The sequence below is a fragment of the Bacillus chungangensis genome, from assembly GCF_030812995.1.
GTDB classification, from domain to species: Bacteria; Bacillota; Bacilli; order Bacillales; family Bacillaceae_C; genus Bacillus_CF; species Bacillus_CF chungangensis.
Genome location: NZ_JAUSTT010000009.1, coordinates 20,298 through 42,570, shown reverse-complemented (window position 1 = coordinate 42,570; position 22,273 = coordinate 20,298). Strand labels below are relative to the sequence as shown.

Below are 22,273 nucleotides of genomic sequence, written 5' to 3'. Positions count from 1 at the left end.
TATTGAAATTGCAGATAATGAAACAGGATAAGGAAGGATGGATAGACCTTATTGTTCACTTGATTATTTTATTAATCGTTCCTTTACTGCTTGTATCCATTGTAGGAGTTATTTTTGCCTTCGCTTTTGCAGGTATTCATCATGATTTTGCTGCGGTTATCATTGTTGGCATCAGTATGACTGTTGGTTTTATACTTTTTCCGTATTTATTAGCTAAAAAAATATATAACCCTAGACTAAATGATTTAGGCTTGAAGCAGTTTACAGTGACAGAAGTGATCATACAAATTGCTGCTATAACCGCACTTTATTTGTTTTTATCTACAAAAGATTACTCCTTCGTTCATTTACTGATGATATCACTCCAGATGCTAATCGTAGCTGCTACTGAAGAGTTTTGGGCAAGAGGCATCATATGCTATATGTTGAGAAAAATAGTAGATAATAAATGGTTTGTCCTTATCGTTAGTAGTCTCGCCTTTGCATTTTTAACGCATCTAAATGAACCTTTATTGGATAATCTACTTTATCGGTTACCAGGATCATTCGTGATAGGATATATTTTTTTACAAACAAATAATTTAAGGTACGCAATATTGTTTCATTTTGCTTATAACTTAATTAATTATTAGGAGGGTATTTGATGAAAAGTAAAGCATTGTTTATTAGCTCTTGGGTTGTTCATTTAATCGCATTGTCGTTGTTCATTTATGTTCAACAGGATTTAGATGTTTTTAGTGTGCTTGCATTCATTTTTGTTCCTTTCCTCATTAGTTTAGTCATATGTTTATGTGGACAATTAAAAGAGTTAAAATCAAATGTCATTAAAAATCGTGGTCTTCTATATAGCATCCCAAGTGTTATTTATTTGTCAGTTGCATATTATTTTATCAATAAAAATATTGATGACATTTTCGCATCAAGTCAAAAATTTCAATCTGAACAGATAAATATCACAACGAGTAACTCACCTTTTTTCTCATTCTTTATATTGTTAGTCATTACAATCGTTTTACATTATGCAATCGCAAGTATAGGGGTGAGAAAAGCGAAGAAAGATATAACGTTGTAGATTTTGGGGCATGGAGAACGTAGGGGGTATAAATAATAATGAAATACTTTAAAATTGATTTTAAATTGATCAGTTTGTTATTGTGCAATCTCATCACTTCAGTTGTTTCAGTTTTATTTCCCCTCTCTTTAATGAAGGTTACAGATTCTTTAGTTTCAAATGAAATGAAAAGTTTTTATTTCTATTTAACAGTAGCATTAGTAATCATGACCATACAGATGACAATGACTTATTTGGGCAGCAGAATAAATAATACATATGTAATGTACAGACTAATTGAAATAAGAACAAAAGTGATTGAATCTTTATTAAGATCAGACTATACAACGTTTAAAAAGAAAAAAAATGATGAATATTTGGCTTTGGTTCTTAGCAATCTACAAGTATTAGATGAAGACTATTACAAATCTGTATTAAATGTGATCACGAAGGTGATGCTACTTTTTATGTCCTTAGTAACTTTATTCGTAATAAATCCCCTTCTTATGATCAGTTTGGTTTTCTTTATTATCTTGATAGGTACATTTCCACTGTTATTTTCTAAAAAAATTTTATCACAAAAGAAGCAGTTTATTTCTGCGACTGAACAGTATACCAATTCTACTACAGAGTGTTTATATGGATATGAAGTGATTAAAATAAATCGTATAGCTGAAATAATAATCGGTAAATATGAATCAGCCATTCATAAGATGGAACAAAAAGGAAGGGAATTGGGCAATACAATCGTTTTAGCCAATGTTGTATTCGGTAGTTCAACGATGCTTCTTTTATTACTCATCTTCTTAATCGGTGGTTATTCAGTAAGTCAAGGTACATTAACAATCGGCTCTCTTATAGCATGCATACAATTAATGATGTATGTGGTCGAACCCGCTATTAATATTACACAAGAAGTAAATACGATTCAATCTACCAAACCAATTCGGGAGCAGATAAACGATATCATCAAGACAGAGGAGAATATGTTTGAAAAACAGCTGTTGAATGAAAGTATTCGACTTATTAAGCTAGAAAATGTTTCTTATCAGTATCCGGAAGAAGAAACTAGTGCGCTTAGAAATTTCTCTTTTACATTTGAAGCCGGAAAGAAGTACGCTCTTATTGGTGGAAACGGAAGCGGCAAATCGACATTATTAAAAATCATTGCAAATTTAATAACTGATTATACTGGGAGCATGAAGGTCAATAATCATGAGGATAAGGATGTCAATTTTCAACATATAGGCTATATAGATCAATACAACTTTTTATTTAACACAACTGTTTTGGAAAATATAAACCTATTAAAAGGAAGTAGTATTGATTACAATGAATTAAAAAATCTGTTTAAAAGGTTACAATTAGATTCTTTTATAGCTGATCATCCAGAAGGATTGCATTTTGTAGTTGGCGATAATGGCGAATATTTATCTGGAGGGCAAAGACAAAAAATATGTATCGCAAGAGCCTTGTTAAATAATCCGGATATCCTGCTGTTGGATGAACCTAACTCTGCTTTAGATTTAGAAAGCAGTAATGAGATTGACGACATTTTAAGTGAGTGGAATGATATCATTTGTATCATGGTTACCCATAAATTGGATGATAGTTTAAAAGGGTTTGATGAAATACTAGTATTAGAAAATGGTGTTCTTGTTGACAGCGGTTCATACGATGAATTGTTAATAGAAAGAAATACATTTTTGCCTGCAGAAGCTTAAAAACTTTATTTTAGATAATGACAATCTTTGCTGCGTATCCTACAACCAAAGTGATAGAAATATATTCTCTCTATTTATGAATCAGCTTCATACGTCACATAAAAAATGATATACTATCCATAGGAGAAGGGCTATCGCCATTCATATAACGTAAGTATGATCATTCATTTCCAAAAATAAGAACGCTGTAAAATAACCGTAAGTAAGCGTTTTTATGATGGAGTATTCATCTGAAATTGAAAAGCTGTTTACAGGAAAATTTCATAAACGATTCGTTTGCGGGGGGACTAATGTAGTTGAGAAGGTTAAAAACCTGACCCTTTGAACCTGTTAGTTAATACTGACGTAGGGAAGCAAATCATTTACTGTTATTGTATTTGATAAAAGATGCTTGCCACTATAGGCAGGCGTCTTTTTTTTCATCATAAAAAGAGAGGATTGATTAATAGTGAAAAAAGCTCTAACAATTGCCGGTTCTGATTGTAGTGGTGGTGCAGGAATACAAGCTGATTTAAAAGCCTTTTCAGCACATGGTGTTTTTGGCATGAGCGTCATCGTTTCTGTTGTTGCTGAGAATACTAGCCGCGTCATTGATATTCAAGACATTACACCTGATATGATCAGAAAGCAGATTGATGCTGTATTTGAAGATATTGAGGTAGATGCAGTTAAAATCGGAATGCTTTCTCAACCTTCTTGTATGCAAGCAGTGGCAGAAAAGCTAAAAGAATACAAACCGCAGAACGTTGTGGTTGACCCAGTTATGTACGCAAAAAATGGCTGTCCTCTTATGCAGCCTGAAGCAATTGATACCCTGATTGAGGTTATTATACCGTTAGCAGATGTCCTCACTCCTAATATTCCTGAAGCTGAAAAAATTTCCGGTATAGAAATAAATTCCCCCGCCGAAATGGAACAAGCGGCAAAACGCATTTATGAGATGGGCGCAAAAAATGTTCTAATGAAAGGCGGTCATGCTGCAGGCGATGCATTGGATATTTTGTATGATGGCAAGCAATTTTACTATTATAATGCCGAGCGTATTCAAACTAAAAACACACATGGCACTGGCTGTACCTATTCATCGGCCATTGCTTCTAATCTTGCATTAGGAATGAATATACAAGCGGCTGTAGAGCAGGCAAAACATTATGTCACAACAGCGATAAAGCATTCCTTATCAATTGGGAAAGGACATGGGCCAACTCATCATTTCTATGAACTATACAAAAATGGTTTAAAAACAATAGAAAAGTCAAAGTAGCGGTGTGAAAACGAATTGGCTTGTAAACATCGGTTTTGGCTTATAGCTTGTAATATTCCGCTTATAAATCTTGAGGTTTGGCTTATAAAACAAACTTAGGCTTTTATTTCGTGTATTTCAGCATTTTCGATTGAAAAACGTACCAACCTGAGTATAAGGCTCAGGTTGGATGGATGTTATTGGGTGGAACCACTAGGTTAGCGTGCTGTGTCTATTTCGGAGAATTCAGTAATGGCATTAATATCTAATTCTGTTGTACATCATTATCATTCACTGCTGTTTTCTAAAAATCTAGATACGACTTGAAAATATTCCTCTTGGCAATATCCCCTTGCCTGAAGCAGTATAGTGCCATTCTACATTGTCTAGTTTCATTTTTTGAATTCATACATTCGCTTATATATAGTTGTTTTTATTTATTTATTATCTCCTAGCGGCTCATTGCGTGTTAGAATTTTAAACTCTTTATCATGCTAAAGTGTATTTAAAGCATATATTCCTTTTTTTCCTGGTTTAAATGCTGATAAAACACTAATTCATACGCATTTCCTCCTTCTTTTGCGAATGTCACATACTAATTATTGAATTGTGTTTCTTTCAGTTTTATTTCTAAGATATTTTGTGTAATTTTAGGGTTGATTTTTTAAATGTGTTTCCTTATACTTTAGGTAAACCGATTTACTAAACCGATTTAGTAGAGAGGGGAGGAAAAATTGAAAAAAGTAACAATGCAAGACGTCGCTAATAAAGCTGGTGTCTCGAAGAGTACAGTTTCCCAATACATAAATAATCGTTATGAATATATGGCAGATGCGACAAAGCTCAGAATACGAGAAGCGATTCGTGAGTTGGAATATATTCCGAATTTTGCGGCAAAAAGCTTGAAACAAAAAAAGTCGTCAACGATCGGTGTGATTGTTGCGAATATTTTGCACGTATTTTCAACGGAGATTATTCGTGCCATTGAGGATGTATGTGAAAAAAATGATTTTCATTTGTTCGTGTGCAATGCGGACGACCATCCTAAAAAAGAGCGGGATTACATTGAAATGTTAGTTGCAAAACAGGTAGATGGATTAATTATTTTTCCAACAGGCAAAAACCAAGACTTGTATCAAGATTTAAAGAAATCTAATTTTCCAATTGTGTTCGTTGATAGAATGATAGATCAGCCGCTTTATCCTGTTTTGATGCTGGATAATGAAAAAGCTGCTGAAATTGCTGTTGAACAGCTCATAAAAGCAGGACGCAGGAAAATCGGCATTGTATCCACTTCCATTATTCTTAATGTAACACCGCGAGTGGAGAGAATTCAAGGCTACAAAAAAACATTGCAAAAACATGGTATTTCACCTAATGAAAACTGGATTATTGCAACAGACAGACACAACATAATAAAAGAACTTGAGTCAGTGTGGCAGCAAAAAGAGCGTCCAGAAGCATTCTTTGCAACGAACGATTTATCATTGATCGAATTGCTAAAATTTTTAAGAAGTCAACAAGTGCGTATTCCAGAAGATGTAAGCGTTATTGCAATAGATGATTCGCATTTCTTGGAAATAGCTTGTCCACCAATTACGGCGATTAAGCAGCCGACTTTTGAAATTGGAAAGGATGCAGCGGAAACGCTGTTAAATTTGATTGCTCACCCTGAAATGCAAGAATCGTACAAGATGAAAAGATACTCTCCACAATTGATTGAGAGGGAATCTATATAAAGTGTTAGGAGAGAGTAAGATGTTATCCCCATATAAAGTAGTAACGATCGGCGATGCAATGATTACGATGAATCCGATTTCAACAGGCCCATTGCGTTTCGTCACGCATTTTGAACGAAAAGTGGGCGGCGCAGAACTGAATTTCGCTATCGGATGTGCCAGACTAGGACTTCAAAGCAGATGGATTAGTCTGCTAGGAAAAGATGAATTTGGACGGGTCATTTATAACTTTACTCGCGGGGAAGGTGTGGATATGACTCATGTCCAATTTGTTGAAGGATATCCTACTTCATTAAATTTTAAAGAAATTCAGGAAGACGGTTCAGGTAAAACTTTTTATTACCGTTACCAGTCGCCGATTTCTACATTTACAACGGAAATGATGAAGGATGAAATGCTTGAAGGCGTTGCTCTTCTCCATCTGACCGGAGTATTTCTTGCCATTGATCCAAAAAATGTAGAGCTTGTCCAAGAATTAATTCAAATTGCTAAGCAAAAGAACATTCCAATTTCTTTTGATCCGAATATCCGTTTGAAACTATGGTCGATTGAAGAAGCGAGAAAAGTGTATGAAATGATCTTTCCAGATATCGATATTTTGCTTACTGGTTTAGATGAATTTCGCCTTATTACAGGGAAAGACTCAGAAGCAGAGTTGGAAAACTTCGCCGCCGTATACAATATCCGTGATCTTGTCATTAAAGACGGTGCAAACGGTTCTAAACTTTATCGCGAAGGCATGTGGACAAGGGTTTCTAGCTTTAAGGTTACGCCGGTTGATACGGTTGGCGCCGGCGACGGATTTGATGCCGGATATGTGTATGGATGGCTTCATAGCTACGAGCCGGACAAACTACTGCGTTTTGCAAACGGTGTAGGCGCACTTGTTACGACTGTTTCAGGCGATAATGAAGGGCTTCCTTATTTTGAAGAAGTAGATGCATTTATTAACAACGAACTGATCATTGAGCGTTAAAAGAGAGGTGGTCATCATGGAGACCATACATACGATATTGAATGAAATGCAGGCTGTCTGTAGAAAAGTCGATAAAGATGAATACGAATCGTTTGTTCAATTATTAAAGCAGAATCAGCGTTTTTTCTTTACTGGAGAAGGACGTTCTGGGTTAGTGGCGAAAGCGATTGCAATGAGACTCATGCATAGCGGCAAAACCGTCTTTGTCGTAGGAGAGACGACCACACCAGCGATTGAGAAGGGTGACATCTTAATCGTGTTGTCGGGCTCAGCGAAAACTGTGCAAACACTGAATATTTATGAAAACGCTTCAAAGCAGGGGGCAAAGATTTTTCTAATTACGACAAATCAAGAAGCGTTACAAAACAGCTTCTGCCATAACGGCTTGTACATTCCAGCAGCAACAAAATATCGCCTGCCAAGTGAGCCTGCGACAATACAGCCGCTGGGCAATCAATTTGATCAAGCAGCTCACCTTCTTTTGGATGCTGCCATTATTGATAGTTTATCTAATGAAAATACACACGAAACACTGAAAAAGAAACACGCTAATCTTGAGTAGGAGGAGAAAAATGTCGACTGTAACAATGAAACATGAAGAAGCAAAAAAATTAGTTGTACAAAAGTTGGAAGAGGCAGGGCTGCAGCAAGATCATGCGGAAAAGGTCGCGGAAATTTTAGTTCACGCCGATTTACGGAATGTCAATTCTCACGGTGTGCTGCGGACAGAGCATTACGTCAATCGTTTAAAAGCAGGTGGAATCAACCCGAACGCTACTATTCAATTTAATAAAACTGGTCCTGTCACTGGCTTTGTCGATGGGGATGATGGTTTTGGCCATGTGATTGGTGATGTAGCGATGAAAGAAGCGATGAAAATGGCAAAAGAAAATGGGGTAGGGATGATTACTGCCATTAACAGCAGCCATTGCGGAGCGCTTAGCTATTTTGTACAAATGGCAGCTGAACAAAATTTAATTGGCATAGCAATGACTCATACGGATAAAATCGTCGTACCGTTCGGAGGAAAAGAAGCATTTCTAGGTACAAATCCGATTGCATACGGAGTGCCTGCTAAAACAAACAAGCCTTTCATTTTAGATATGGCAACATCGAATGTAGCATTTGGGAAAATACTCCAGTATCAAGAGGAACAAAAAGACATTCCATCTGGATGGGGTGTCGATGGAAACGGTGAAACCGTATCCGATCCTGCAAAAGTAGTTTCATTGTTGCCGTTTGGCGGACCGAAAGGATATGGATTGTCGCTTATTGTTGACATCTTTTCCGGACTGCTTGCTGGTGCAGCTTTTGGGCCGCACGTCGCTAAAATGTACGGCGATTTAGATAAGAAACGTAAATTGGGGCATTATTTTTGTGCCATTAATCCAGCACATTTTACTGACTTGAATGTATTTTTAGAAAAGATGGATCGCATGATGGATGAAATCCGTCAAGTACCTCCAGCTCCGGGTTTCTCAAAAGTTTTCGTTCCAGGGGACATCGAACAGGCAAACGAAGAGGAGAACATGCAAAACGGCATTACTATTGCTTCTACAGTTTATCAATATTTAACGAAATAAACATCTAGAGGAGGAAAAAAGATGAAGAAAATGAAATGGCTATCTTGTATTCTAGCTGTCATGCTGCTGTTAAGTGCTTGTGGATCAAAAGAAAAAAATAGTGAAAAATCTAAAGGGGACGTCATTAAATGGAAGTTTGGCCATTTAGCGGATCAAAATCATATTTGGCATAAAACAGCAGAGAAATTTGCAGAATTAGTTAATGAAAAAACAGATGGTCAAATTGAAATTAGTATTTACTCCAACAATTCACTTGGCGGCGAAACAGATACAATTAATGCCATTCAATCTGGAACAGCTGATTTAGTTATTTCTGGTGAAACGATGCAAAACTGGTCGCCTAAAGCAGCTTTAATGGCAGTTCCTTACGTATTTCGTGATTTAGATCACTTGAAAGCAGTCATCGAAGGCGACATTGGTAAAGAAATTGAAGAAGAAATCATTGAAAAAGTTAAATTAACACCACTTTATTACCATACACGTGCACCACGGAACTTAACATCACAAGAGCCAATTGAGACTCCAAACGATTTAAAAGGCTTTAGCATGCGTGTTCCAAATGTGCCGCTATTCTTAAAAGTGTGGGAAGCAGCAGGGGCAAAACCACAAGTAATGGATTTTAATGAAGTTTTTACTGGCCTTCAACAAGGTGTCATTAATGGGCAGGAAAACCCAGTTGATTTAATTCAGAGCGGTGGCTTATACGAAGTACAGAAATATGTGAACCGCACTGAGCATGTTTACTCATGGATCTACATTTTAATTGGCAACAAGCAATTTGAAGCTTTAACTGACGAGCAGAAAAAAGCAGTAAAAGAAGCAGCAGCAGAAGCACAAGCATTTGGCGACGATCTTTATGAATCTGAACTCAATGAGATTGAGACTAAATTACAAGATGAAGGCATGGAGTTTGTAGATGTTGATCAAGATGCGTTTCGTGAAGCAATGGCTCCTGCGATAAAAGAAGCACTTACAAAAGAACAATTTGAGTTGTATGAAAGAATTTTAAAGGTAGAGTAATAGAAATATAGTCAAAAAGTAGATCATGTTGTGATGTCATGAAAAGGTATCCATATGCTGAAGCTTTCATGGCATCACCATTATATGCGTATTTAAAACGCGTTGCTCATAAAAAGCTCAATTGTCTACTTTGTAAAGCTGCTAAAAAAGTAGATTTCCAACATCCATCGTGGTGCTTGGTATATGATATCTGGAAAATGTCGTCAATGTTGTCCGGCATTTAATGAAATGTTCTTAGATAATGCTAATTACTTTTTTTCATTGATCATAAAAATATGAACACTTATAGCCAAGATGCATTTGTTCTAGGAAAGGATAGAAACGATGAAAATTCGAAAATGGTTGGACAATATACTTGCGTTTTTGACAGTCATCAGTTTAGCTAGTGTCATTATTGTCGTTACGATACAGATTATGTCCCGCTATCTGCCGTATACTGCCATTTGGACGGAAGAATTAACAAGATATTTGTTTATTTATGCGATTTGTTTTGGAGCGCCGCTCGCATTGCTGCGTGGTGAATTTATCAATGTTGATTTAATCATATCAAAAATATCAACATCTTTTCGCCGTTATTATGAAATCGTTATCTACATAGCGATCATCGTTTTAAATGTCGTGATGGTGATGGAAGGCTATGAATTTATCTTAATTGGAAGCAGTCAAACTTCTGCCACCATGCCTTTTCAAATGTCCGTCATACATGCTGCAATTCTTATCATGAGTGTATTTTTAGTATTTTATTCGATTGTAAAAATTGTTCAGCTATTTCTTAATAAACAAGAGGCTAATGAACACTTTGGTGGTGAAGAATTATGATGGCAATGCTGCTTTTTGTTTCGTTTATTATTCTCATTTTTATAGGAGTGCCAGTAGCCTTTAGTTTAGGGATATCATCGTTAATATACCTGATTGTTGCTGATATTCCTTTAACCATCATTCCTCAAAAAATGTTCGGTGGCTTAAACTCTTTTGTTTTGCTCTGCATTCCTGGTTTTATTTTGGCAGGGAACTTAATGAATGCCGGGGGTATTACGGACCGTATTATTAACTTTGCGAATAACTGTGTAGGTCATATTCGCGGTGGATTAGGATTAGCAAACGTTGGTTCTTCTATGGGTTTTGCGGGAATTTCTGGAACAGCACTTGCAGATACGGCTAGTATCGGCGCTGTTTTGATTCCAGCTATGAAAAAAGAAGGGTATGGCGCTGGTTTCTCCGCAGCAGTTACTGCTTCTTCTTCGACTGTGGGGCCAATTATTCCGCCTTCCCTTCCAATGATCATTGTAGGAACGCTAGCGTCGGTTTCAATTGGCGATTTGTTTTTAGCTGGGGCATTACCAGGAATTCTGCTAGGATTTGGATTAATGATTCCAACCTATATTATTTCTGTGAAACGCAATTATCCAAAAGGCGAACGGAAATCATTCAGAGAAATTTGGAAAAGTTTCACTGGCGCGTTTTGGGCGCTCTTTATGACCATTATCATTTTATTTGGTATATTAGGCGGCTATTTCACACCAACAGAAGCTTCTATCATTGCAGTACTATATGCATTTGTTATCGGAATTTTCGTTTATAAAGAATTGCCTTTGCGAAAAATTCCAGAAATCATGCTATCGTCCATGACTAGTACAGCCTCGATTATGTTGTTAGTAGGTTTTGCAAATTTATTTGGCTGGATTATGGTTAGTGAACAAATTCCAGGATTAGTAGCAAATGCGATTTTAAGCATTTCATCAAACCCGATTGTTGTTATTTTACTCATTAACTTATTACTGTTGTTTGTTGGAACATTTATGGAGACGATTGCGGCACTTGTGATTTTATTCCCAGTTTTATTGCCAGTAGCTGTATCGGTCGGAATGGACCCAGTACAATTCGGTGTCATGATGGTTCTTAACTTAGTAATTGGATTAGTGACTCCGCCTGTTGGTGTTTGTTTATTTGTCGCTTCCCAAATTGGCAAAGTATCGATTGGCAAGACAACGAGAGAACTAGTGCCTTTTTTAGGCGTCAGTTTAGCTATTTTATTACTTGTAGCTTTTGTACCGCAAGTAACACTGTTCCTTCCAAGTCTATTTGAATAGGTGGTTTAAAAATGAAAGCAGTTGAAATTTCGAAATCGTTGGAAATGGTTATGATCGATGTAGAAAAACCTCTGATTGAAAGCCCTGATGAAGTAGTAGTAAAAATAAAACGGGTTGGGATTTGCGGATCTGATATGCATATTTACCATGGCACTAATCCATTAGCTACATATCCCCGCATTGTTGGCCATGAAGTAGTAGGGGAAGTCGTTGAAGTTGGCGACAAAGTTTCAACGTTAAGGGCAGGAGATCACGTCATTATTGAACCAATCCGTTATTGCGGCACTTGCTATGCATGCCGAAAAGGCCGCGTTAATGTATGTGAACAGTTATCCGTATTTGGTGTCCATGAAGACGGCGGCATGAGGGAATTTGTCGTTCTCCCGGAAAAGCAGCTTCATGTTGTTGATGCTTCTCTTAGATGGGATGAAATCGTATTAGCAGAGCCTTATACAATCGGAGCACAAGCAGTTTGGCGCGGCAATGTTCAAGAAGATGATACTATTTTTATTCAAGGAAGCGGTCCGATCGGGATTTGCATATTAAAAATGGCAAAGCTTGCTGGTGCGAAAGTGATCATTTCCGATTTAAAGGAGGAGCGTTTGCTATTTGCAAAAGAAAATGGTGCAGATGTCATCATTGATGCCTCTAAAGAATCTGTTGAAGAGCGCGTGTTGGAACTAACGGACGGAGAAGGGCCGAATGTTGTTATTGATGCAGTATGTCTGCCTTCTACATTTGAGTTAGGTGTCAATATTGTGTCCCCTGCTGGAACAGTAGTCGTTTTAGGCTTTGATGAGCGGCCGGCTGCAATCTCCCAATTGCCGATTACGAAAAAGGAAGTTACAATAGTCGGCTCGCGTCTCCAAACGAACCAATTTGCTAAAGTTGTGGCCTTATTAAATGAAGGAAAACTAAAAACGGACGGTTTTATCACACATAGTTTTCCTTTAAAAGATGTGAAAAAAGCATTTTCATTTGTAGAACAAAACCCAAATGAGGTACGGAAAGCGGTCATCGTTTTTGATGAAGGAGAATAGTAAGATGAACCAAAATATGAACGTCTTAAATAAAGTAGAAGATGCGAAACTTGTTGCTGTTGTTCGTGGTACGGATGCAGAAGAGGCAATTGCGATTTCTGAAGCTGCGATAAACGGAGGATTTCAAATCATTGAATTAACGTATACGACTCCGGAAATCGCAAAGGTGTTTGAAGCGTTAAGTGGGAAAGAGGCATTAATCGGAGCGGGATCGGTATTAGATTCGGAAACAGCTCGCCACGCGATTTTAAATGGTGCAAAATTTATCGTTGGCCCTCATTTCCAGGCAGGTATTGCCGAGTTGTGCAACCGTTACAGTGTTCCTTATTTTCCGGGCTGCATGACCATTACGGAAGTCGTAAATGCGTGGGAGAGCGGCTGCCGAATTGTGAAGCTGTTTCCTGCAAATCAATTTGATCCTTCCTTTATTTCTGCTGTGAAAGGTCCGCTTCCGCAAGTTCGCTTGATGCCGACGGGTGGGGTCAATTTAAGCAATGTGAATGAATGGCTTGAAGCAGGGGCAGCTGCTGTTGGGATTGGAAGCGATTTGAATCGTGCTTATTTGAATAATGGAAAGAAAGCAGTCGAAGCACTTTGTAAACAGTATATAGAAGCAATCAAAGAATAAGTCGGGGTGACTTCTTTTGAATATGACATTTCGCTGGTATGGCAGAAACAATGATACGGTTCATCTTGATCAAGTGAAACAGATTCCGGGTGTGAAAGGAATCGTCTGGGCTTTGCATGAAAAGCCAGTTGGAGCTGTTTGGGAAAGAGATGAAATTCGTTCAGAAATAGACTATATTCAATCATTTGGTTTTCATGCAGAAGTAGTGGAAAGTGTAAATGTCCATGAAGCAATAAAACTTGGCAATAAAGAACGGGATATGTACATTGAAAACTACAAACAAACGATTCGCCACTTAGGAGAGTTTGGTGTGAAAGTGATCTGCTATAATTTCATGCCGATCTTTGATTGGACGAGGACAGATTTATTCCGCCTTATGCCTGATGGATCAACTGCGTTATTTTATGAAAAAAATAAAGTGGAAAACCTCGATCCTAAGGAGCTTATTCAAATCGTTTCGTCTTCATCTGATTTGACATTGCCTGGCTGGGAACCGGAAAAAATGGAGCGAATTCAAGAGCTGTTTCAAGCATATGAAAATATGACAGAAGAGCATCTTTGGGATAATCTCGCTTATTTCTTATGTGCCATTCTTCCTGTTGCCGAAGAAGCAGGCATTAAAATGGCTATCCACCCTGATGATCCACCGTGGTCTATTTTTGGACTGCCGCGTATTATGACAGGGGAAAAAAGTTTGGAAAAATTACTTGAAATCTCTCATTCTCCATCAAACGGAATAACATTTTGTACAGGCTCATTAGGTGCAAATCCTAACAATAATATGGTCAAGCTAGCAGCTACATTTGCCGGCAAGTCGCCTTTCGCCCATATTAGAAACGTGAAAATTTTTGAAAACGGCGACTTCATTGAGACTTCTCATTTAACAGCAGATGGGTCAATCGATATTAAAAGTGTAATAAAAGAGCTTTCTGACCAGCAATATGAAGGATATGTAAGACCGGATCATGGCAGACATATTTGGAACGAACAATGTAGGCCTGGCTACGGATTATACGACCGGGCCCTCGGAATTATGTATCTCCACGGATTATGGGATGCCTACCAAGCTGAAAAATAGGAGGATTTTTAAATGTTTCCGATTCATGACAACTTACAAGGTAAAGCAGCTGTTATTACGGGCGGCAGTGGGGTGCTCTGTTCGGAAATGGCACGGGAGCTTGCGCGCCAGGGTGTTAAAGTGGCCATTTTAAATCGAACAGTTGAAAAAGGAGAAGCTGTTGCAGTAGAGATCAAAGCTGCCGGGGGAATAGCAATTGCGGTTGCGGCAGATGTCTTAGATCGCGCTTCATTAGAAGCTGCGAAAGAAAAAATTGTGAAGACCTTTGGGCGGATAGATATTTTAATTAACGGAGCGGGTGGAAATCATCCCGATGCCATCACAGCATGCGAAACATATGAAGAGCAACCATCTGAGAAATCTTTTTTTGAATTAGAAGAGGCCGGTTTTTCGAAAGTGTTTGCCAGCAACTTTACTGGTACATTTTTGACGAGTCAGGTATTTGGAAAAGAACTGTTGAAACAGGATGCTCCTGTCATTATCAACGTTTCTTCCATGAGCGCCTACTCGCCAATGACAAAAGTTCCTGCCTACAGTGGAGCAAAAGCAGCAATTAACAACTTTACAATGTGGATGGCTGTCCATTTCGCTGAGACAGGACTGCGTGTCAATGCAATTGCACCCGGCTTTTTTCTAACGACACAAAATCGAGAGTTGCTTTTAAATAAAGACGGGTCACATACTTCTCGATCTAAGAAAATTTTGATGAATACCCCAATGAAACGCTTCGGGAAGCCGAATGATTTAGTTGGGACTTTGCTGTGGCTTATCGATGAAGATTACTCCGGTTTTGTAACAGGCATTACCGTTCCAGTAGACGGAGGATTCATGGCGTATTCTGGTATATAAACAGAACAACATCACACATCCATAGGGAACAACATGTCTCTATGGATGTTTTCTTATTCAAAGATAATAGGAGAGAAAAAACAATGAAAATTCAATTGGCGCTTGATCGCTTATCAGAAGAGGCCTGCTTTGGCATATTAGAGGAAACGCATGAATATATTGACTGGATTGAAGTCGGTACAGGTGTGATTAAAGAGTACGGCATGGAGATTGTCCGAAAAATAAAACATCAATATCCGCATAAAACGATTGTTGCCGATATGAAAACATGTGATGCTGGAAAACATGAAGCAAAACAAGCATTTGCTGCCGGAGCAGATATCATCACGGTGATGGCCTTTTCTCACGATAACACGATTAAAGAAACGCTTGAAGTGGCTCGCCAACATCATAAGAAAATAATGGTAGATTTACTTGGCGTCCAACAACAGAATCGTGTTCGAGAGCTAAATGAACTAGGGGTTGACTTAGTTTGTTTGCATGTTGGAAAAGACATGCAGGAGGAAGGTACATTGGCAAGCCCTTCATTAATGCAGTTAGTAGAAGGAACGGAAGCTTTGCACGTTGCTATGGCTGGCGGCATCTCTGAGAAAACAATCGGTGAGCTTAAAAACAGCATTGTTGATATCGCAATCGTCGGAAGCGCCATTACAAGCGCTGATAGTCCGAAATCGGCAAGTGCAAAATTAAAAGAATTAATTAGCGAATTTTAAACAACCTTGACGAGGCGGACATGCATGTATGCCCGCCTCGAAGCTGCAATACTTGACGGAAAAAAATTCGAGATTAGATTATAATCTAATTATGGATTTTAAAAAAATCTACGTATGTGAGATTCCATGGTCAAACCGATATTTATCCAAGGCTACTAGCCAAGCAGCTTATTACTATCGGTGAATCTGTAATGGCAGGAGTATTTGACATACCGTTGAATAGAATAGCTGTTGCTTCTTCTTTCGAGCCAGTGCCATAGATGTGTTTGTCGTTGGATTGTAGAGCGCTATTGATCAAGTAAGCATATCAAAAGCGCGGCGATGGGATTATAATATGACTGTGAAAAACATGATTACATACTACTTCTAAATCGAATGGTAAAATAGATTCGTAAATATTATACTATTCTTCAAATTTATTAATTTTCTTAAAAAATTACTCCTCTATAATTGTGGAGAGGAGCCTGTTGTATAGAGGCAAGAAGAGAACCTCAGCCTGCTAAACAAAAAAAAGGACGCCTCTTCATGACAGCACCTATGAACATTTCTCCAAACATCGTTCATATTTTACGGCAATTTAGAATTTTACTCTATTAAAAGAAAAGGAATTTCTAACAATCATTAATTGGAGTAATTATCTCATCATAAAAAATAACATTTTTATGTAGTAGTTGTCACTTTAAAAAAGATATCGAAAATTAATTCCTTTTCCCATAAAAGGAAAGCTAGTTTGAATAGCTATTTAAATGATTAACAGAGGAATCGCTACGATAAATAAATAATTTTTTTTAGAAGCAGGTGTTTTTCTATGAACAAAGTAAAACCAAAAAGGATTCATATTATCGGTTCAGTTGGCAGCGGTAAATCGACACTAGCAAGAAAGCTATCTCATAAATTGGATATTCCGTATTATGAACTAGATAACGTTGTTTGGAAAAGAACGGCGAATGGAGATATTAGAAATAGTCCTGAAGTAAGAGACGACCACTTCAATAAAATAATTCATTCAGATGCTTGGATTATAGAAGGTGTACATTACAAATGGACATTAGGAGGATTTGAGCTTGCAGATTTGATTATATTCCTTGACACTGCAACATGGAAAAGAAACTATCGAATAATAAAAAGATTTGTCGTTCAAAAATTAGGGTTTGAGAAAGGAAACTATAAACAAACATTTAAAATGCTGTGGCTTATGTATAAATGGAGTCATTCTTTTGAAAAAGAAAATAAGCCGGAAGTTTTCCAGCTGTTAAAAAGATATAATAGTAAACTAGTAGTACTGAAAGATAATAATGAACTAGATAGGATATAAAGGACAAAAAAGAAAAAAATGACAGTTATCACTTTTTTTATACAGACATTAGCTCTTGGAAATCAAACAATGTTGACATAGTTGTCTGAGAAGGGGTAAAGGCTATTTATTTTAATTATATCTTTTGAATGAAAGATAACCCACTAATATGTAGTAGGTTATCTTTAAACTATAACTTATGATACATAGTAAGGGACTGTTCCTCAAAACCTTGTCTTTTATAAAGTTGGATTGCTGAATGATTGTTGGTTAGAACAGAAAGCTGAATATAATCTAACTCTCTCTCCTTACTCCATTCTTTACAAGCATTTATCAACTTTGTACCAATCCCTTTTCCTTGCTGCTCTGGCCTCACTAATAAATCTAAGAAATAAGCAAAACGATGTTGATGAAATATAGCAAACGGAGGAGTTACTTGTTCTTGTATAAAAGCAAATCCCTCAACTTCTTTTCCATTACAAGCTAAAAGAATATCGGAAGTATTTTCTTCGATTAACTTTTTGATAAATGATTCTTCTTGTGTTTCTTCTTTAAAAAAGAAGGGTTGCAAATCAGCCATCGCTTTCGTTAACTTTAGATACAATTTTGAAATATCTGTTACATCTCCTACTGTTGCTTTTCGAATATTCAATTTTTACACCTCTAATCATGATTCCCTATCCATATAGTATATACACCCCCAATCACTACAGTTCCTATAATAAGCAGTTCACACTTCTTATTTCCTTTAATTGGGATTAACATGATTGATTTCAATTTTCTGTACGATTACTCACTAAAATGGGTGTTTACACTAGTAACAATACCCATTCATCTTCATACTTTATTGGAAAGAGTACTCAAAGTATTGGTGGATTCATCTATTACACAGTGTGTTTCATATTTGCTAGTAAATAACATGTTAGTTTAATTTATGGAGGTTATAAAAATGAATGATTTCCAAAGTGATCTTCAAATGTTGAATGTTGGCGATTTCTATGCCCACGAGGCAGTTCCTTGGGATTACACTCAGTATACTAGTGATCAATCTCGACAATTCGGATTCGGTTTTCGTTGCTTTAATTGTTTTCGTTGCTTTAACTGTTTCAATTGTTTTAACTGTTTTCGCTGCTTTAATTGTTTTCGTTGCGGCGGATGTGGAGGCTGCGCTGGTCGCTGTGGCGGTTAATGATCGTTTTCTAATAAAACTTTGTGTGTTTAAGGAGAAGAGGCTGCACCTGCATGAGTTATTGCAGGGGCCCTTCTCTATTTAGGTTAGACATAAGGGACAAATTTCAATACATAGGATAAAAGGTGATGAATGAGATTTTAAAAAAAGCTCACGGGTAAGGAGGAGCGTAATGACTAGGTTGACCTCTGATATGCGTCTGAAAGTGAAGAGGGACACGTTTTTTCTCCCCGATCCAAACAGCGGTGTGTATTTTCGGAACAACTTAAGTTCGTTCCGTATGGAAGGAAGTACAGTCGATCAGTGGATTGAAAAGCTGGTGCCGATGTTGAACGGGGAGTACACGTTAGGGGATTTGACAAACGGATTGCCAGGTCCATATCGGGATCGGGTATATGAAATTGCAGAGGTACTGTATCAAAACGGATTTGTCCGGGATGTGAGCCAAGATCGTCCACATCAATTGTCGGATCAGGTTTTTAAGAAATATGCTTCACAAATTGAATTTTTAGACCATTTTGGTGATTCCGGTGCGTACCGTTTTCAAGTCTATCGCCAGTCCAAAGTGTTGGCAGTCGGCTCTGGCTCTTTCTTCGTCTCTTTAGCTTCTGCGTTGATTGAATCTGGAATAGCCAAATTCCACATGGTGGTTGCTAATTCGGACTCGACTAATAGGCAAAGGTTAAAGGAGCTGGAGGTACATGCCCGGAAAACGGACCCTGAAGTGGCGATAGAGGAAATCATCCAGCAAAAAGAGGGGGAAAGCTTTTGGCGAGAAATTGTGCAGCCATTTGATTCGATTTTGTATGTGTCTCAGGGTGATTTAGAGGAATTGCGAATCCTTCATAAAGTCTGTCGGGAGCAGAAGAAGGTGTTTATCCCTGCCATCTGTTTGCAGCAAGTTGGGTTGGCAGGTCCGCTAGTGCATTCTGATTCTGACGGATGTTGGGAGTCCGCATGGCGCCGCATCCACCAATCTGTGTTTTGCAAAGTCGAGCAATTACACGATTTTTCTGCTACAGCGCAAGCAATGCTTGCTAATGTCATCGTGTTTCAGCTGTTTAAAAAGATAACAGGAGTGCTTGATTTAGAAGAGGCTGAGCAATTATTTCTGCTTGATCTAGAAACTTTGGAAGGCGGTTGGCATTCATTTATGCCTCATCCGCTTGTAACTGGACGTGCGAAAGCAAAATGGGTTCAAGATTTTGATCTTCGGCTTGAACAGAGGATGAGCAAAACGGAATCAAAAGATTTATTTCTTTCTTTCAGCCAATTGACATCAGAGAAATCAGGTATTTTCCATCTATGGGAGGAGGGAGATTTAAAACAGCTGCCGTTGGCTCAGTGCTCCGTCCAAACAGTTGATCCATTGTCAGAGGGGCCTGTTAAATTGTTGCCAACTATTATTTGTACAGGTCTGACGCATGAGGAGGCACGGCGAGAAGCAGGATTGTCCGGGATTGAAATGTACGTCACGCGAATGATTAGTCAACTTGCAACCACTCTAGAGCTAGAAAAGATGATAGAACCGCAAGAATATGTTGGTATCGGAGCGGGAGAAACGTTGGCGGAAGGAGTTTGCCGAGGGCTGCAGAGGTGTTTGGCTGAGGAGCAAAGCAAACAAAAAAGTGATAACATTCATGTTGTTACTCCGGTGCAGTTAAGTACGGTAGAAGATAAACGCTGCCAGTTTTATTTACAGGCACTAGCGACGATGCACGGAGAGCCGATCATTGGTTTAGGAGAGGAAGTGTCTGGCTTTCCTGTCATGTGGGTTAGTACGAATCACCGCTGGTATAGCAGTGTCGGTTTGAATCAGACAATGGCGCTGCAAAAAGCATTGCAAAGGGCAATTATGGAGGCGCAAAGCAAAGACATTTTCCCTACAAAGCGTTCGTCTGTCGTTTTGGAAGAAAAGGCGCCGTTAAGTATTGAAGTTGCTTCGTGTGATAAGACGACGCAAACCGAGGTTTTGCAGTCTGCTATACAGGTCTTAAAACGGAAGCACAAGCGCCTCCTCGTCCTCGAACTAGAATTAGAACCATTTATAAAAGGGGAGCAAGCAGGAGTATTTGGAGTGTTGCTGCGAGAGGAGGAATCTCGGTGAGTGCTATTGTGCTCGTTGTCGGCGAAGGACTGTTAGCAGAGCATGTGTGTATAGATTTGTCCGCTCAATACGAGATCGTTCGTCATACTAGCTTGGAGGAAGGAGTGCCGGAAGCCGCTGATTTAGTTCTGATGCTACATGATGCCTGGAATCCTGCCGTGTATCAAAAGGCAGAAGAGGTACTAAGGCCAATCGGCATTCCTTGGCTGCGCGGATTCGTTTCATTTGGCGTGGGCGTTGTCGGGCCGCTTGTAAAACCGGATGCGTCGGGATGCTTTCAGTGTGCGGATATGAGGCGTCTTTTGGCAGGAAACGACCGCAAAGAGATGGTGGAATTGCAGCAGCAGATGGCCGAAAACGGAGGAATATCGCATGATCCATGGGCATCACGTACAGGGCTTTTGCAGATAGCTCATTTCATTAGTGCAGAAGCAAAAAAGGTATTGCAAGGTTCTCATCCCTGCTTAGAAGAACGAATGTTTTTAATCAACATGAAAACACTAGAGAGCTCATGCCACTTCGTTTTACCCAATTCGTTATGTTCAGTCTGTAGTCAGTTGCCCGCCGACTCGTCGACAGCAGCCCAAATTTCATTGCAACCAAGTCCGAAAATGAATACCGACAGTTACCGCTGCCGTTCGATGGACGATCTGAAAAAAGTTCTGCATAAAGATTATTTAGACTTCCGCACAGGCTTATTAAATGGCAAAATGTATGACTTGGTGCCCCCTTTTGCAGATGTGATTGTAAACCTCCCCTTATTGGCAGGGGATGAAGCAACTGCAGGACGAACCAACTCATATGCGGTAAGCGAGTTAACTGCTATTTTGGAAGCTTTGGAGCGTTCCTGCGGTCTGGCCCCCCGCGGAAAACGGACAGTCGTCTATGATTGTTACCGCAACTTAAAAGATCAAGCTCTCGATCCTTTTAAAGTAGGGGTGCACGCGAAGGAGCAGTATGTAAAACCTCATTTTCCATTTAAAGCGTTTCATCCTGATCGTAAAATGAATTGGGTATGGGGCTATTCATTATTACAAGAGCGGCCGCTTCTTGTGCCGGAGCTGCTTGCCTATTACAGCTTAGGATGCAGCCAGGGATTTGTCTATGAAACTTCGAATGGATGCGCCTTAGGTGGAAGTTTAGAAGAAGCTATTTTCTATGCTATTTTGGAAGTAGTGGAGCGTGATTCGTTCCTGATGACTTGGTACGCACAACTAGGTCTCCCGCGCTTAGACCTTCATTCTGTTAACGACCAAGAATTGAAGTTAATGGTAGAACGTGTTCGCACGATAGCAGGCTATGATCTACATTTATTTAACTCGACATTGGAGCATGGAATTCCAAGCATTTGGGCATTAGCGAAAAACAGGAAAGAAAAAGGTTTAAATATCATTTGTGCAGCTGGAGCTCATTTAGATCCTATAAGGGCTGCAAAGAGTGCAATTCACGAATTGGCTGGAATGATGCTGACGCTTGACGAGAAATTTGAGGGAAACCGCGAAAAATATGTACAAATGCTGCATGATTCTTCTTTCGTTCGACATATGGAAGATCATGGCATGCTGTACGGTTTGCCGCAAGCGCAAGAACGCCTGCAGTTTTTGTTGGATGATAATCGGCCGTTGCGAACATTTGATGAAGAATTTAAATGGGAGTCTACCCATACAGACTTGACCGATGATCTTCGGGATATGCTTCAAATGTTTAACCAAATAAATCTTGATGTTATTGTAGTAGATCAGACAACACCAGAAATTAGCCGAAACGGATTATATTGTGTGAAAGTGTTAATTCCGGGAATGCTGCCAATGACATTCGGACATCACCTTACTCGACTTACAGGACTAGAAAGGGTATTAAGGGTGCCAATGGAACTTGGTTATGTAAAACAGCCGCTGACATATGACCAGCTAAATCCATATCCACATCCGTTTCCTTAATTGTTATGA

At 38.7% G+C, this 22,273-nt stretch carries 21 protein-coding genes and 1 riboswitch; of the genes, 20 read left to right on the top strand and 1 reads right to left on the bottom strand.

What is annotated here, in order from left to right:
* Positions 1 to 2 precede the first annotated feature (2 nt).
* The 17 genes from J2S08_RS08745 to J2S08_RS08665 all read left to right on the top strand — a co-directional run bounded on the left by J2S08_RS08745 (position 3) and on the right by J2S08_RS08665 (position 17,049).
* Positions 3 to 632 (top strand): CPBP family intramembrane glutamic endopeptidase, encoded by a 630-nt coding sequence (locus tag J2S08_RS08745; RefSeq protein WP_307228648.1) that lies wholly within the window; start codon positions 3 to 5, stop codon positions 630 to 632.
* A gap of 11 nt (positions 633 to 643) precedes the next feature.
* On the top strand, positions 644 to 1,072 hold the full coding sequence (locus J2S08_RS08740; protein ID WP_307228647.1) for a hypothetical protein: 429 nt from the start codon (positions 644 to 646) through the stop codon (positions 1,070 to 1,072).
* A 38-nt stretch (positions 1,073 to 1,110) separates the two neighbouring features.
* Complete coding sequence (locus J2S08_RS08735; RefSeq protein ID WP_307228645.1) at positions 1,111 to 2,775, top strand: ATP-binding cassette domain-containing protein; 1,665 nt, start codon at positions 1,111 to 1,113, stop codon at positions 2,773 to 2,775.
* A 270-nt stretch (positions 2,776 to 3,045) separates the two neighbouring features.
* Positions 3,046 to 3,145: riboswitch (TPP riboswitch) on the top strand.
* Positions 3,146 to 3,223: 78 nt separating this feature from the next.
* Positions 3,224 to 4,039 (top strand): bifunctional hydroxymethylpyrimidine kinase/phosphomethylpyrimidine kinase, encoded by an 816-nt coding sequence (thiD, locus tag J2S08_RS08730; RefSeq protein WP_307228643.1) that lies wholly within the window; start codon positions 3,224 to 3,226, stop codon positions 4,037 to 4,039.
* Positions 4,040 to 4,752: 713 nt separating this feature from the next.
* Positions 4,753 to 5,757, top strand: coding sequence for a LacI family DNA-binding transcriptional regulator (locus J2S08_RS08725; protein WP_307228641.1), 1,005 nt, complete (start codon positions 4,753 to 4,755; stop codon positions 5,755 to 5,757).
* A gap of 19 nt (positions 5,758 to 5,776) precedes the next feature.
* The gene (locus J2S08_RS08720) at positions 5,777 to 6,733 is read left to right on the top strand and encodes a sugar kinase (protein ID WP_307228639.1); all 957 of its coding nucleotides are present in this window, start codon (positions 5,777 to 5,779) and stop codon (positions 6,731 to 6,733) included.
* A gap of 16 nt (positions 6,734 to 6,749) precedes the next feature.
* Positions 6,750 to 7,295 (top strand): 6-phospho-3-hexuloisomerase, encoded by a 546-nt coding sequence (hxlB, locus tag J2S08_RS08715; RefSeq protein ID WP_307228637.1) that lies wholly within the window; start codon positions 6,750 to 6,752, stop codon positions 7,293 to 7,295.
* Between the two features lie 10 nt (positions 7,296 to 7,305).
* A complete protein-coding gene (gene allD, locus J2S08_RS08710) occupies positions 7,306 to 8,316 on the top strand; it encodes an ureidoglycolate dehydrogenase (RefSeq protein ID WP_307228635.1) in 1,011 nt (336 codons plus the stop codon).
* A 21-nt stretch (positions 8,317 to 8,337) separates the two neighbouring features.
* Positions 8,338 to 9,336, top strand: coding sequence for a TRAP transporter substrate-binding protein (locus J2S08_RS08705; protein ID WP_307228633.1), 999 nt, complete (start codon positions 8,338 to 8,340; stop codon positions 9,334 to 9,336).
* A 324-nt stretch (positions 9,337 to 9,660) separates the two neighbouring features.
* Positions 9,661 to 10,155, top strand: coding sequence for a TRAP transporter small permease (locus J2S08_RS08700; protein WP_307228631.1), 495 nt, complete (start codon positions 9,661 to 9,663; stop codon positions 10,153 to 10,155).
* Complete coding sequence (locus J2S08_RS08695) at positions 10,152 to 11,426, top strand: TRAP transporter large permease (RefSeq protein WP_307228629.1); 1,275 nt, start codon at positions 10,152 to 10,154, stop codon at positions 11,424 to 11,426. Before J2S08_RS08700 ends, J2S08_RS08695 begins: the two co-directional genes overlap by 4 nt.
* 11 nt (positions 11,427 to 11,437) lie before the next feature.
* A complete protein-coding gene (locus J2S08_RS08690) occupies positions 11,438 to 12,466 on the top strand; it encodes a zinc-binding alcohol dehydrogenase family protein (protein WP_307228627.1) in 1,029 nt (342 codons plus the stop codon).
* Between the two features lie 4 nt (positions 12,467 to 12,470).
* Complete coding sequence (locus J2S08_RS08685) at positions 12,471 to 13,094, top strand: bifunctional 2-keto-4-hydroxyglutarate aldolase/2-keto-3-deoxy-6-phosphogluconate aldolase (protein ID WP_307228625.1); 624 nt, start codon at positions 12,471 to 12,473, stop codon at positions 13,092 to 13,094.
* 16 nt (positions 13,095 to 13,110) lie between these two features.
* Complete coding sequence (uxuA, locus tag J2S08_RS08680; RefSeq protein ID WP_307228623.1) at positions 13,111 to 14,172, top strand: mannonate dehydratase; 1,062 nt, start codon at positions 13,111 to 13,113, stop codon at positions 14,170 to 14,172.
* A gap of 12 nt (positions 14,173 to 14,184) precedes the next feature.
* Positions 14,185 to 15,021, top strand: a complete 837-nt coding sequence (locus J2S08_RS08675) for an SDR family oxidoreductase (RefSeq protein WP_307228621.1) — start codon at positions 14,185 to 14,187, stop codon at positions 15,019 to 15,021.
* Between the two features lie 83 nt (positions 15,022 to 15,104).
* Positions 15,105 to 15,734, top strand: a complete 630-nt coding sequence (gene hxlA / locus J2S08_RS08670; RefSeq protein WP_307228619.1) for a 3-hexulose-6-phosphate synthase — start codon at positions 15,105 to 15,107, stop codon at positions 15,732 to 15,734.
* An 808-nt stretch (positions 15,735 to 16,542) separates the two neighbouring features.
* Positions 16,543 to 17,049 carry a P-loop NTPase family protein gene (locus J2S08_RS08665; RefSeq protein WP_307228618.1) on the top strand — a complete coding sequence of 169 codons (507 nt, stop codon included), beginning with the start codon at positions 16,543 to 16,545 and terminating at the stop codon, positions 17,047 to 17,049.
* 169 nt (positions 17,050 to 17,218) lie between these two features.
* Here J2S08_RS08665 and J2S08_RS08660 read toward each other — a convergent pair whose 3' ends face one another.
* Positions 17,219 to 17,680, bottom strand: coding sequence for a GNAT family N-acetyltransferase (locus tag J2S08_RS08660; RefSeq protein WP_307228616.1), 462 nt, complete (start codon positions 17,678 to 17,680; stop codon positions 17,219 to 17,221).
* A 282-nt stretch (positions 17,681 to 17,962) separates the two neighbouring features.
* On the opposite strand from J2S08_RS08660, the gene J2S08_RS08655 reads away from it, so the two are divergent.
* The 3 genes from J2S08_RS08655 (at position 17,963) to J2S08_RS08645 (ending at position 22,264) form a co-directional block, all read left to right on the top strand.
* The gene (locus J2S08_RS08655) at positions 17,963 to 18,217 is read left to right on the top strand and encodes a heterocycloanthracin/sonorensin family bacteriocin (RefSeq protein ID WP_370875654.1); all 255 of its coding nucleotides are present in this window, start codon (positions 17,963 to 17,965) and stop codon (positions 18,215 to 18,217) included.
* Positions 18,218 to 18,389: 172 nt separating this feature from the next.
* Positions 18,390 to 20,324, top strand: coding sequence for a putative thiazole-containing bacteriocin maturation protein (locus J2S08_RS08650; protein WP_307228613.1), 1,935 nt, complete (start codon positions 18,390 to 18,392; stop codon positions 20,322 to 20,324).
* The gene (locus J2S08_RS08645) at positions 20,321 to 22,264 is read left to right on the top strand and encodes a TOMM precursor leader peptide-binding protein (protein ID WP_307228611.1); all 1,944 of its coding nucleotides are present in this window, start codon (positions 20,321 to 20,323) and stop codon (positions 22,262 to 22,264) included. Before J2S08_RS08650 ends, J2S08_RS08645 begins: the two co-directional genes overlap by 4 nt.
* The last annotated feature ends 9 nt before the right edge of the window (positions 22,265 to 22,273 follow it).